The organism is Vibrio sp. 99K-1, assembly GCF_013114585.1.
Taxonomy (GTDB): Bacteria; Pseudomonadota; Gammaproteobacteria; order Enterobacterales; family Vibrionaceae; genus Vibrio; species Vibrio chagasii_B.
The window spans coordinates 92,347-106,069 of record NZ_VTXF01000009.1 but is presented as its reverse complement, the minus strand read 5'-3'; the positions used below and the strand labels follow the sequence as shown (position 1 = coordinate 106,069).

General features: G+C 44.3%; 10 protein-coding genes. 3 read left to right on the top strand and 7 right to left on the bottom strand.

Annotated elements, in window-relative coordinates:
• Nucleotides 1-108: 108 nt before the first annotated feature.
• The 4 genes from F0228_RS09310 to F0228_RS09295 form a co-directional block, all read right to left on the bottom strand.
• On the bottom strand, nt 109-1,764 hold the full coding sequence (locus F0228_RS09310) for an ABC-ATPase domain-containing protein (protein ID WP_116870662.1): 1,656 nt from the start codon (nt 1,762-1,764) through the stop codon (nt 109-111).
• Between the two features lie 120 nt (nt 1,765-1,884).
• Nucleotides 1,885-3,792: a GGDEF and EAL domain-containing protein gene (locus F0228_RS09305; protein ID WP_105058192.1), complete on the bottom strand. Its 1,908-nt coding sequence runs from the start codon at nt 3,790-3,792 to the stop codon at nt 1,885-1,887.
• Between the two features lie 178 nt (nt 3,793-3,970).
• Nucleotides 3,971-5,170, bottom strand: coding sequence for an enoyl-ACP reductase FabV (fabV, locus tag F0228_RS09300; protein ID WP_171731607.1), 1,200 nt, complete (start codon nt 5,168-5,170; stop codon nt 3,971-3,973).
• An 81-nt stretch (nt 5,171-5,251) separates the two neighbouring features.
• Entirely contained in the window at nt 5,252-5,875 is a 624-nt protein-coding gene (locus F0228_RS09295) for an arylesterase (RefSeq protein WP_116870660.1), read from the bottom strand.
• On the opposite strand from F0228_RS09295, the gene F0228_RS09290 reads away from it, so the two are divergent.
• The 3 genes from F0228_RS09290 (at nt 5,874) to F0228_RS09280 (ending at nt 10,995) form a co-directional block, all read left to right on the top strand.
• A complete protein-coding gene (locus tag F0228_RS09290; RefSeq protein WP_171762142.1) occupies nt 5,874-6,548 on the top strand; it encodes an ABC transporter ATP-binding protein in 675 nt (224 codons plus the stop codon). The genes F0228_RS09295 and F0228_RS09290 overlap by 2 nt on opposite strands.
• A gap of 1 nt (nt 6,549) precedes the next feature.
• On the top strand, nt 6,550-8,988 hold the full coding sequence (locus F0228_RS09285) for an ABC transporter permease (protein ID WP_061030950.1): 2,439 nt from the start codon (nt 6,550-6,552) through the stop codon (nt 8,986-8,988).
• A 552-nt stretch (nt 8,989-9,540) separates the two neighbouring features.
• Entirely contained in the window at nt 9,541-10,995 is a 1,455-nt protein-coding gene (locus tag F0228_RS09280) for an FAD-dependent oxidoreductase (protein WP_171762160.1), read from the top strand.
• An 82-nt stretch (nt 10,996-11,077) separates the two neighbouring features.
• On the opposite strand, the gene F0228_RS09275 is transcribed toward F0228_RS09280, so the two are convergent.
• From F0228_RS09275 to F0228_RS09265, 3 genes are all read right to left on the bottom strand, one after another.
• Nucleotides 11,078-12,028 (bottom strand): biotin-dependent carboxyltransferase family protein, encoded by a 951-nt coding sequence (locus F0228_RS09275; RefSeq protein WP_171762141.1) that lies wholly within the window; start codon nt 12,026-12,028, stop codon nt 11,078-11,080.
• Nucleotides 12,021-12,767 carry an allophanate hydrolase subunit 1 gene (locus tag F0228_RS09270; RefSeq protein WP_171762159.1) on the bottom strand — a complete coding sequence of 249 codons (747 nt, stop codon included), beginning with the start codon at nt 12,765-12,767 and terminating at the stop codon, nt 12,021-12,023. Before F0228_RS09270 ends, F0228_RS09275 begins: the two co-directional genes overlap by 8 nt.
• A 98-nt stretch (nt 12,768-12,865) precedes the next feature.
• Entirely contained in the window at nt 12,866-13,609 is a 744-nt protein-coding gene (locus F0228_RS09265; RefSeq protein ID WP_171762140.1) for a 5-oxoprolinase subunit PxpA, read from the bottom strand.
• Nucleotides 13,610-13,723: the final 114 nt, after the last annotated feature.

Below are 13,723 nucleotides of genomic sequence, written 5' to 3'. Positions count from 1 at the left end.
AAGTTCGTTACTTAACATTTGTGGTTTGATAGAACGCTTTCTAGGACGAGTAGAAATAAAAACGGCCCCATTTGTGGGGCCGAAAAGTTGTATTTGGTTGAGTAAAACTTAGTTCGAAGGCTTGAACTGAGATTTACGCATGCGGTTAAGAGCTGCCATAACATCCAACGTTCTTGGTTTCGCTAGGTCACCGTAGTTAGGCATATTTTGGTGCCAATCGTTACCTAGAATCGCGTTAAACTCTTTTGCTGGATTACTTGACCAACCAGGCGTTTGTGCAAACTGGAACCAAGCCCAACCAATCGCGTTGACTTCAGAAGTTGACTCTAGCTGCTCAAGAGCAGACAGGTCGGCAAACTCTTTACCAAAACGCAGAGATTCCTTACCTTTAGCACTCACGCGGAACTTTCCATCAGTAAGAATGTTCATTAGTGATGCACGGTTCAGTGAGCGAGGAACAAACATCTCCAACGGTGTTTCGCACTCGTTAGTACGTTGGGTAGGGTGCTGAGCAATAACATCTTTTGCTTTCTCTGTCACATCTACCGCTTGGTAATCGTGCATTTGGATCACGGTGTCTGCTACATCTAGGTAATCACCCGAGCCACCCATAACGACGATAGTAGAGATTTCCATTTCATCACGTAGCTGGCCAATACGGTCAACAAGCGGAGTAATTGGCTCGTCACCTTTTGAAACCAATGCCTGCATACGCTCATCACGGATCATGAAGTTAGTCGCTGACGTATCTTCATCAATCAATAGGGTTTGAACACCGGCTTCAATCGACTCTTGTAACCAAGCCGCTTGAGAAGTAGAGCCCGAAGCATCTTGGGTACTGAAATCAGAGGTATCTTTCTTCATTGGAAGATGATTGATGTAGTTTGACAGATTTAAGCTGTGCACACATCGGCCATCTTCAGCGCGAATCTTCATTGTATCAATGGCAGTCACGATGCCTTCACGGCCATCACCAGGAATATGATTGTAGATAGAGCGTTCAACCGCATTCAATAGTGTCGATTTACCGTGGAAACCACCACCAACGATCAATGTAATCCCTTTAGGAATTCCCAAGCCTGTTACATCGCCTTGGTTTGGCGTGTTTAACGTAACGCTCAGTGATTCTGGTGCTGTAAATGGAACCGCATCTTTCATTGGAAGATCACAGTTACCAGCGATACGTGGTAATACACTGCCATTTGCCACAAATGCCGATAGGTTGTGCTCATCTAGCTGTGTACGTAGCGCTTCTTGGTCTTCGATTGTTTCACAGTGCTTGATCATTGCGTCTATGTTTAGCTCACGCTCAAGCGTTGCGCGACGGATAAACTTCGGCAGGTAGAAGGTGATGATGTTGTTCGCTTTCTTCGCAAGAATGCTACGACCATCAGCAGGCAGGTTAATACGGAAACGAATTTCGATACCGTGCTCAGTAAACACGACTGCAGTGTTGTCGAGTACTGTTTGACCCGTTAATGCGATAGAAACGGTCGCTTCTTGTTTTGCGAACTCAGCAAAGCTGCGAGCAATAAAATCACGAGCTGCTACTTGGTATTCGTAAGATTTTTCTTTCAGCCAATCTAACCCAGTCAGCGACCACGCGCGTGTTGCACGAAAACGAGAGGCTGACGCGTACGGGTCACCTTGAATGTGGTCGATGTGTAATTCGAAATCAGCAAAGTCGTATTGACCTTTAATTTGTTGATATGCACGGTAGTTTTGTTTTTCGAGCTTTTTAAGCTTTGCAGTCAACTGATCCATAACGAGGAATGCCTATATAAAGGGGAAGATAAAAACAGAAAGGCGGCGATTATAAAAATCACCACCTATAGAGTAAAGAGAAACTAGGTTTAAATCCAAAACTAACGGCTATTTTTCACTTTAAGCGTAACGAGTCGTCCCTAAATAGTTTTGATTGATTAAGCTATGCTCAAATTCTTGACTCGGCATTGGTCGACCATACAGATAACCTTGTCCTACGTCACAACCTTCATCAATGATAAATTTCTCCTGAACTTCTGATTCAATGCCTTCGATCATCACTTTTAGATCTAACTTTTTCGCTATCTGAACGATGGATCGAACAATTTCTGAATCTTCACTTGAGTTGAGCATTTGGTCTATGAAGCTCTTATCAATTTTGATTGCATCGAATGGAAATTTCTTGAGATAGCTGAAAGAGGCATAGCCGGTTCCAAAGTCATCCAGTGACAATGTAACGCCAATATCATGTAGCGATTCTAAGGTATTCTTTGCGACCACTTCATCTGCAATCAATCCGCTTTCTGTCACTTCAAGCTCCAAGAAATGAGGCTCAAGGTGGTAGGTTTCTAGCAAATGAACAACTTGCTCTGCAAAATGCGCGTTTTTGAGTTGCACCGCAGACACATTGACCGCCATCTTGAAGTCCTCAACATATTCAGACCATTCTTTGGCTTTCTCAATCGCGTTGCGCAGGACAAAGCTGCCCACTTCGAAAATCAATCCGTTTTGCTCGGCCATGTGAATCAAGGTTTCATTGGATATGTCTCCCAAAACGGGGTGGCGCCAGCGGAGCAATGCTTCAGCACCGACCCAACGATGGGTTAGCGGGCATACTTTGGGTTGGAAGTAGAGCATTAAGTCATCGTTACGTACCGCTTGCAGCAAGTAACCTTCGATCTTATTGATATGACTTTGCTCTTCAGTGTGAGATTGGGAGTAATAAGCAAACTTTTGCCCGGAATCCTTGCAGGCCAGCATAGCCTCTGACGATTTCTGAAGAATACTTTCTGCATCGTCTTCGTTATTAGTAGTAGCAATTCCGATAAATGCGTGCAGGTGAACCTTATCATTTTCGATAGCAAATTCAGAATGACCAACTTTTACTAGAGTTTGGCAAAGCTCTTCGAGGCGATGATGCAAATCTTTAACACTGAACGCTAACACCAGATCCACAGAAGTAGGGCGCGCGGTTAACACCTCAATATCGGCAATGCTATCGATACGTTTTCGGTATTCAACTAATACTTTGTCCAGTGCTGTATAGCCGTATCGAGCTTGTATACGTCTGCCGTTGGTAAAACCGATGTGAATGACAGCAAATGAGCAATCCGTCAGCCTGCGTTGAGAAGAGAGTTTGTGGTTTAAACGCGACTCAAATGCACTACGATTTAAAAAGCCAGTTCCTAGGTCATGGTTCTTTTGGAAATTGATTTTTTGTTCAGCGGCTTTTCGCTTATCAATTTCTTGATTTAAGGAGTAATTCAAACTGGCGAGATCTTTGGTTCGTGTATACACCCGGTTTTTGAGGTCACGATTCATTTGAGTCAGTTTGGCGTGCTGAAAGAGGGTTTTAAGCTGGGACTCAATTGAAGTTCGAAAGCTTTCCAGGAGTTTAATGTAAGTCGGCGTGTAGTGATTTTCTTTAGAGTCCAAGATACAAATGGTGCCGAAAAGCTCACCATTCGGCCAAAGCAGAGGGATACCACAATAGGATATCAACCCTAGCTTGATGTCAGGGTTACTTTCCCATGCCGGGTCTGCGAGAGCATTGGGGACAAGAAGTTGCCGCTGAGATTCCATAACGGTTTCACAATACAGCCCGTTGCCTAGTGTTTCAGAATCGCCCTTATTGTATGGGTTGTTCTCGCTACGACTGGTGGAGAAGACTTCGATGTAATTGGAATGAACACGCATAATAAGTGCTGCTGGCACTTGCGTTATTTGAGCCAACAGATCAACGATGTTCTGCCAACCGTGCTCCATATCGTCTGGAATATCTAAATCGAGAGTTTTTATTTTCTTCATATGACTCCGAGTCAATTATGCTAAATGCATCAACACATCCTGTGTTAATTATGATGAACCAAATAAACTGTGAATCTTAAGTTAATTAAGTATAAGAAATGTTGCACAAAAAAACCTCGGCAATTTTGCAGAGGTTTTCAAATGTGAATACGGGTCTCAGTAATGAGATAAATTTCGACTAGGGCTTTAATTTTATAAAGTCTTCGCTATTCAATTTCTTACTGTAGTCTACCGATGGTTGTGCAAAGCCGTTTAGTTGCAAGAATTCATCTTTAAACCCTTGGTAATCGCCCAGAGTTTGGAAGTTGTTTTCATCCATCTTATTGAGCAACTCTGTCACATGGGCTTGTGTCTCTGGGTCTAGTTCCCAGTCGTCCATTCGTATCAACCGTTCGCCATCAAGTGGTACTTTAGATTGACCGTACAGCTTAGTCCTAAATAGGCGCTGCATTTGTTCGATACACCCTTCATGCGTCTGCTTCTCTTTCATCACTTTGTACAACGCTAGCAAGTAGGGGCTTAAGCCTGGGATGAATACGCTTGCTTTGGTAACCAACGCCTTACACACTGTCGCATAAGCGTTGCCGTCAAAGTTTGCTAATTCTAGGTTAAGCGCATGACTGGTTTGATGAAGATCGATTTTTGCACGACCAAGTGTACCATCGAGATAGATAGGGTGTGTGACTTCAGGGCCAACATAAGAGAAGGCGATAGTCTTACAGCCGGGAGCGATAGATTCGGCATTGATGAGTTCGTCGATCCAACTTTCCCAGTCTTCGCCCCCCATGACTTTGAGTGTGCTTTCTGCTTCCTCTTCAGTGGCAGCTTCAAGCGTGTTGGTCACCCAATTATCGTGCTCAAGAGAAATGGTTGCGCCAGTTACGCTTTCACCAATAGGTTTAATCGCAGAGCGCCAGAATTCATCAGAATCGGGCTTGGGACGTACACCCGCAGCCAGACTGTAAATCACGAGATCGACTTCACCTTCGAAATAAGTTTCGATGGCTTCAACAACTTGTGCGCGGGTTTCTTGGGAAAAGGCATCGCCTACGATGTTAATAGCGGTGCGCTGCTCACGTTCCGCTTCTTTTTTGAAGTAGATGTTGTTGTACCAGCCGGCACTACCAAGAGATTTTTCGTTTGGGCCACGTTCGAATGAAACGCCAATGGTGTCGGCTTGAGCACCGCCAAAGGTAAGGGCGATACGAGCGGCAAGGCCAAAGCCTGAAGAAGCGCCGATGATCAATACTCGTTTAGGGCCATCTTTGATTTGCGGCGCACTCTTAACGAATCTAATTTGTTGCTTTACGGCTTCTTGACAGCCAAGAGGGTGAGCGCTTTTTGCTACCACACCCTTGATAATAGGTTCGATCAGCATAAATAACCTTACAGTTAACGGTGATATGCACTCAGGCTAACGTAAAGCTGTGTAAAATTTATTGAGCTAGACCATTAAAACCTAAAGATACTGATATAATTCTTCGGCGACAAATTCAGCAATCCAAGGTTGAGCTTCTGGTTTAGGATGCAAACCATCGTTCATCATCCACTCCGGTTTTAGGATGATGTGCTCTAGGAAAAATGGAAGCAGGGGTACATTTTGTTGATCAGCCAACGCTGCAAATACGTATTCAAACTGCTGGTTGTAACGCTTGCCATAGTTAGGTGGGATTTTAATTTGCATCATAATTGGTTTTGCACCCGCCGCTTTTATCTGCTCGATGATTTGATCTAAGTTTGAAGACATCAGCTTAGGTGGGAAGCCACGAAGACCATCATTGGCTCCAAGCTCAATAAGGACGGTGTCTGGAGCGTGTTCTTCTAGTAGCTGGGGTAAACGAGCTAAACCGTTACCTGTTGTGTCGCCAGAGATACTGCCGTTGACCACGGTAACCGCTTTATCATGTTTCGCTAACGCATCTGGTAACAAACTTGGCCAACTCTGTTTGATATCCATGTTGTAACCAGCACTCAAGCTGTCACCAAGTATCAGTAACTTTGAATCTTGAGCTGACGCAGAGCCTTGAGCCAAAGAAGCGGTAGAAAAGAATATAAATAATAAAAAGGAAATTAGTCGAGTCATGCATACATCCATCATTAAAGCAGAAGCTGTTTCCAAGACAGTGTCTACTAATCAAGAACATTTAACAATCCTAGAGCACGTCGATATTGATATTCGTGAAGGTGAAACAGTCGCGATTGTCGGTACATCTGGGGCAGGTAAATCGACCTTGATGACACTGCTGGCTGGCCTTGATGTCCCTACCAAAGGCGAAATCCATTTATTGGGACAACCACTTTCACAGCTAGATGATGAAGCGAGAGCGAAAATCCGAAGTGAATCGGTAGGATTTGTTTTTCAAAGTTTTTTGTTGATTCCTAGCTTATCAGCGCTGCAAAACGTGACACTACCATGCTTACTAAAAGGCGAAGATGAAGACATTGAACGCGCAACTGCGTTACTTGAGTCGGTTGGCTTAAAAGACAGGCTCGATCATCTACCATCTCAGTTATCAGGTGGAGAACAACAGCGTGTTGCTTTAGCTCGTGCGTTCATGATCAAGCCCAAAATCCTATTTGCTGACGAACCAACCGGTAACCTGGACCAACAAACCGCGGCCAAAATCGTCGAGCTACTGTTCGTACTGAACTCTTCTCACGGCACCACACTAGTGCTGGTGACACACGATCCTAAGCTAGCACAACGATGTCAACGAACGCTTAAGATGCATGTCGGACAGATAGAGGAAGTCTAAATTGAATTCATCAAACGGACTTAACAAGCGCCTGTTTTCATGGAGCATTGAAGAGATTCGACATGGTCAACTATGGCCAGTATCGATCGCTTTAACACTGATCATTGCCTGTGTTTTCGCACTATCAGCATTGGCTGAGCGCATGGAACAGGTCATCGTAAAACAGGGGAAAGATGCACTCACTGCTGACAGCGTGTTCATCTCAGCAAACCCAATCCCACAACCGCTACTAGACATTGCTCAAGTAGAGCAACTAGAAAGCTCTCAGTTAACCCGTTTCTCAACCATGGCATTTAGCGACAACGCGATGCAGTTAGTAACGGTTAAAGCGGTGGAGAGTAACTATCCATTGCGTGGTGAAATGTTACTAGAAGGTGCAGACAATGCATCGAGTAATCACGTTGAGCCCGGTGAGTTGTGGCTGGACGAACGTATTTTCGCGCAGTTGGAAGTCGGGATAGGTGACAATGTCACTATCGGCGATGCCGACTTAACCATTACAGGACGAATCACCCAAGAGCCAGGGTTAAGTTTCAACCCATTCCAACAAATGCCTGCGGTACTGATACACAATGACGACATTGATTCGACAGGTGCCATTCAACCGGGAAGTCGTGTAAGTTTCAGACTGTTCTTAAACGGTGATGATGCAAAACTCAAAACCGCTCAAGACAGTATTGAACTAACCCCGAGTGATCGTTGGCGTACACAAGACTCAGCAAGCCGTACCAACGACATGTTTGAAAGCACCACGCAATACCTATCGTTAACTGTTGCAATTGTTGTGATCATGGCGGCGACCACTTTGGTCTTAACGTGCCAACATTATGTCGCGAGCCGTAGAAAAACCATTGCTATGCTAAAAAGCTTGGGGGCGAGCAAACCGTGGATCATTAAGTGGCTAGCGGTACAAGTATCATTACTTGTCGTTATTGGTACCGTACTCGGTATTGCGATTGGTATCGGTTTAGAGTTTCTTTTACGTATTCCGCTTGGTGATTTACTGCCATCGCCGCTTCCAAGCTACGGTATCGAACCTGCGATTCTTGCAATCTTATCCAGTGTTTTAATTGGTGTGCCTGCACTTGGCATTCCGTTGATTGGGTTGGTAAATACCTCTGCGATTAGCGTGATTCAATCAAGCCATAAGACTCGCGATAGCTATAAGAAATTCGCTTTGCTGTTGGTGCCTATCATCCCAATGATGTTGATGTATGGTGACAATCTATTGGTATGGATTGTTCTAGCCGGTATTGCGTGCCTATTTTTGGTCCTGGCCCTAGTTAGTACGTTTGTACTGCGCCTTTTTGGCAAGCTTCCGACGTCGACATCAATGCGCTTAGCTTTAAGTCGAATTAATCGTACGCCGCTTGCAACGGGCATACAATTTGGCTCGTTAGCGCTTTCGTTGATGTTGCTATCGATTATCTGGTTGGTAAGAAGCGATCTGTTGTCAGACTGGCAACAAACCCTGCCTGAGAATGCGCCCAATGCATTTGCACTGAATATCGCCAGTTATGAGAAAGAGAGCTATTTGGAAACCATTGATGCTAACGGAGTCGAGCGTACTCAAGCTTTCCCGATCATTCGTGGGCGACTGACAACAATCAATGGTGTCGAAGCATCTGAATATAGCGAGACATCTGAACGAACTGACGCGCTAAGCCGTGAAATCAACTTCACGTGGGGCGACTCATTACCAGAGTACAATGAAGTGCTTGAAGGCACTTGGACGAAAGAGCAGGGCGTGTCTGTTGAATCTGATGTAGCAGAACAGCTAGGTTTGGAAATTGGAGATGAGCTCGCTTTCACCATCAATAGTCAAAAGGTATCAGCGAAGGTTAACAGTATCCGTAAAGTAGAATGGCGTGAAATGAAGCCAAACTTCTACTTCATCTTTACTCCAGACGTCTTGAGCTCAATTCCTTCAACTTGGTTAGTGAGCTTTAGAGTCGAAGATCAGCACAACCAAATGCTCAACGAACTCTCACGGAATCATCCAACCGTTAGTTTAATGGATATCCGTGTAATGGGCAGCAAGATCCAAGAGCTGCTTAAACAGATTGTTTGGTCGATTACCGTGTTGGCAGCACTTGGCGTCGTTGCAGGATTATTGCTTATTTTTACGCTCTTACGTCTTAGCTTATCTCAAAGGCAACAAGAGATACGTTTGTATCGTACGTTAGGGGCAAGCAAGAAACGCATCCTTAACACTATCTGGTGTGAATATGGGCTAATGGCACTGGTAGCAGGCTCAATTGCTGCGCTGGGTTCTGAAATGAGCGTGGCAGGTGTGATGAGTTTCGGCTTTGAACTCGCGCCTTCGCTTCATCCGATGTTGTGGGTTGTTTTACCTGTGCTGACCTTTATCACACTAGCCGCTGTTGTGAACAGCTTAATTAAGCGTCTATTGGCTCCTGTAAACAAGGATTTTGGTTAACTCTCTTGAGTATTCATGATGTAAAGCCGTAAGCTTTTATTCGCTTATTGAAACGGTCTGATTGTGAATTTTTATACTAGGGCGAAAGCTATTTATAGAATTCACGGTTAGACCGTTTTTTATTTGACCAACGGCTAGCACAACTTAGGCATTTAGCACTTTAAAATTGACATTTTTTAGCATTTTTTGAAACGTATTGTGTATTTGTGTCGATTTAATGAACAGCGGTTAGTCCCTGTAAACAAAGGGTTTGCGCAACTTAGCATGAACGTTATCAACAGTTATCCACAAAAACGGTGGATAACTTTAGGGATAAGTTAACATCTTTGTTTTAAGAGTACTGAGGCAGCCTTTGTGTGGCGTCACTTAGGACAAATTTGACTGTTAGAATAACCTCGAAAACAGTATTGGAAGTTATTGAGTCAAGAGATTATTTAAGTTTTTTACATAAGTTCAACGAACCACCAAGCTAAGACCTTGATAAAAATGTGTTTTAATTCATCGTCGAACAAAAGTAGAATAGTGGCAGTTAATCTTATTCTACAGAACACGATGAACCACAACAAAACGGATACAAATCAAGCTTCTATTGCCATTGTTGGCGGTGGTATAGCCGGAACAACAAGCGCTATTCACTTCAGTGAGTTGGGTTTTAAGGTCACTATATTGGAAAAAGGGCCAAGTTTGGTTAATGGTCCACCGATTTGCCACCTACATGCTGGCGGCAATTTGTATCGAGATATTTCTGTAGAGCAGTGTCTTCAATTGCTCACACAGTCAATTGACACCGTCCGTTTGTTCCCTCACACGATCAATATTCGTCCAACCGTCATAGCCGTTCCACACAGCGATGGTGGGGAGCCATTGGACTTGCTTCCTCGTCTCGAGATAATAAAAGACGCTTATGCCGAACTCGTTAAGCAAGACAAAAACAATCAAGTACTTGGGGCCCCTGAAGAGTACTACAAGCTTTATGACAAAGATGAGTTATTGGCGCTAGCTAAACTAACGCAGCCACTAAAGCCAACAACGCTTGATGAGTGGTGTATTCCTTTCGCCAAACATACTGATTTAGAAACGCTTAAATATCCCGTTGCCATGGTTCAAGAGTATGGTTGGAGTGTATTCCGACTGTCTGCGACGGCTCAACTATCGTTGGAGCAACAGCCAAATTGTACAGTGTTGACCAACAGCCGCTTACAATCGGTTCAATCTACGGGACAAGGTTGGTCATTAACCTACACGGACATCGATAACAAAAGCCGCACACTAACCACCGATTATTTGATTAATGCCAGCGGCTTTGAAACCGGCATCGTGGATGACTTTGTAGGTTCGAAACAGCAACGACTTGTTGAGTTTAAAGCCGCTTATGTGACGGAGTGGCCATATTCCCAAGCATGTAAGGAAGAGTGGCCTGAGGTTATCTTTCATGGCCCACGAGGCACACCACAAGGTATGGCTCAATTAACACCATACGCCGATGGAGTATTCCAGCTTCATGGTATGACGGAAGGGATCACTCTGTTTGAAGGCGGCTTGGTTTCATCTTCTACAGGCTCTTCACAGCCTCAGCTACCTTCAAAGCTACTGAAGAAAATCGTATCTGGTTGGAGTGAAGAACAGCTAGAGCTAAGAACACGTGCGGCGATTACCCACATGTCTCAGTTCATACCAAGCTTTAGCTCTGCACAAGTTGGTGGTAAGCCTCTATTTGGAGCGCAGCAAATTCCGGGGACCGACCCAAGCCTACGCGCTTCAGATGTCTCTTTCTGCGGCGAGCGTTATGCAAGGCTTGAGGTAGTAAAGGCGTCTTCAACATTAGAAGCAGCGCAAAAGGTGGCTCAACACTGGTTCGATATTCCCGAGTCTGACTCGATTGAAGATACACACTCAGTGACAATGTCACTTAAGTTAAACGATATTGAAAATAAAGCGATAGGGTTGACCCAAGAGCGTGGATACCCAAATGCACTGGCGAAAGTTTCAGGCCAAGACCACCACTAAAACGAAAAATCGGCTTACTTAGGTAAGCCGATTTTTTATCCTTTGACAATCACCACTCTGAACGGTGGCTGAAAGCTCATTATCAATAACCGAAGAATCGCGCCCACTGACACCACACATCTTGCAACCCCAAGCGATCCCCCTTACTAAATGAAATCTGATGCCCAGGTTTTGCTTGCGCTAAACGTGGCAAGTCTATTCTCGCAACACACCCGATCTTTGGATAACCGCCAATTGTCTGCCTATCATTAAGCAGAACAATAGGTTGCCCATCTTGTGGTACCTGAATCGCACCCAGCGCAATGCCTTCGGATAACAGTGAGATATCTGGAGAGTGAACTGATTCACCACTAAGGCGATAACCCATACGATTCGAGTTTTGGTCCACAGTATAAAGAGAGCTATACAGTGTCTCTTTAGCTAATTCAGAAAATTGTTCGCTCTGATAGCCTTCAATCACTCTCAAATTGACCGGTAGGTTGTAATCTGGTGTGTATCGAAAAGTTACACAGAGAGGTCTAAAGTGCTTTGCAAGAGGGTGCTTAGTGAAGCCTAATTGGTACCCAGATTGGCACGCTTCACCGTCTCGAGTTAATCCACCTATTTTTTCACGAGTTACCGTTGCACAACTGTTGAGTACGACGGGAACATCAAAGCCCCCTTTAATTGCGAGATAAGCTCTTAATCCATTTTTTGGTAAGCCAAACGAAAGCATTTGTCCTTTAAACGCTTGAAATGTACTCCAGTTGGCCAGCGGTTTTCCATCCAAAGTCGCCTGTAGATCACCACCGCAAACCGCCATCTCGCAATCGTCATTAACCTTTAGCGTGCATTGGCCAAGAGTGATTTCTAAAGCTGCTCGATTAACAGGATTTGCTAATAAATGATTAGCCCAACTGTAGGAATAATCATCTACGGGTCCACCTTGTGTTAAACCTAGATGAGAAACGCCAAAGCGCCCAAAGTCTTGAATTAAACTTAAAGGCCCCGGTTTCACGATGGTTAGGCTCGCTTTATTGACTGATTTAATCATGACGTACTTCTCCTCCAAGCTCGACAAACTCTTGTTTTGATATTGCTTTGAAGCGCACAGAGTCACCTACATTTAGCAGAGAAAACTTGTCATGCATTTGGTTAGCCTGAGTCAACTGAGCGTCATCAAACAGAGAAATAGGGCAATTACCGATGATATTCCATCCTCCTGGAGAATCTGACGGATAAACCGCGGTCTTTGAACCAGCAATTGCGATACTTCCCTCAGGGACACTGAGCCGTGGAGTAGAGTGGCGAGGCAGAACTAACTGTTCAACCACGTCTGACATAAAGGCGAAGCCAGGAATAAAGCCAATAGCGCTGACACTGTAAATCTGAGAAGTGTGATAGTGAATGATATCGTCTAGCGACAAACCTTTGGCCTGATATCTATCTAAATCAAGGGCTGTTTCGTTTGAGTAATAGGCTGGTAATTCAATAATGTTGCGAGTGTTACTCTCACTTGAAAATGTCGCCATTGCTTCTATCAATATCGACTTGAGTTGAGAAATAAAGTGCTCTTCAGAAATTCGGTAAGGCAGATAGTCAACTAATATTGTGTTGTACGCTGGAGTGACATTCATCAATACTGTGGCTAAGCTCTGGCGAATAGCATCTGAAAAGTGGGCCATATATTGTGCATTGCTCCCACTAGAACCTGCAGTTAGTGGCTGTAGCGTAACAAGCACACTGCACTCAGCAACAGGCTCGATATTAAATTTTATCTCGTTTTTCGTCATTTGCTTTCCATACGTTTTATTCCAACTTCCATGTTCATGTGTCATGAGTGCTTCCTCTGTTCTTGTGCAGGGAACAGAGGGCATTCATTGCGCTGCTATCAATTAAACGCGTTGAGATCTTGTCGGATTTTTCTAATGAGTGCGATGGATTGAGGATTGTCACCATGAACACAGATGGTGTCAGCCTCGATGGGTAGCCTTTCACCTTCAATGGTCGTAACTGAACCGTAGTTAACGATCTGCATCACTTGGTTGTAGATATCGTCTTGGTTCACATACACCGAGCCTTTTTGCGAACGTGGCGCAAGGTGACCATTGTTTAAATATGCTCGATCAGCGAATGCTTCGAACAAAAGGGGTAAGTCGTGATCATCAGCGATGTCTAAATATTGTTGGTTGTCAGAAGAAGAGAGGATCATAAGAGGGATATTAAATTCCGCCACAGCTTGCGCGACCGCATTAAATACATCTGTATTTGCCATCATATCGTTATAAAGCGCACCATGAGGCTTTACGTAACCAACGGTAGTATGGTGATAACGGCACAGGGCTTGTAATGCGCCGACTTGATAACAAACGAGCTCACTGATCTGCTCCATAGTATGTGGGATAGATCTACGACCGAATCCGACAAGATCTTGATAGCCCGGATGAGCACCAATTTGAATATGGTAGTGCTGAGCAAGCTTTATCGTTTTCGACATGACGTGTGGATCGGACGCATGAAAGCCACAGGCAATGTTGGCCATATCTACCCATTCCATGACCGATTCATCATCGCCCATCTTCCAATTGCCGAAACTTTCTCCCATGTCGCAATTAAGCAATATCTTCGTTGTCACTTGCCGTCATTCCTTTAGGTATAGATATCTAACGACACTCGTACAAATGACGAAATGAAACAGTGACCTGATTCAAAGTTTTGCTACTGTACATTTATTAGTACGCCATTTCAT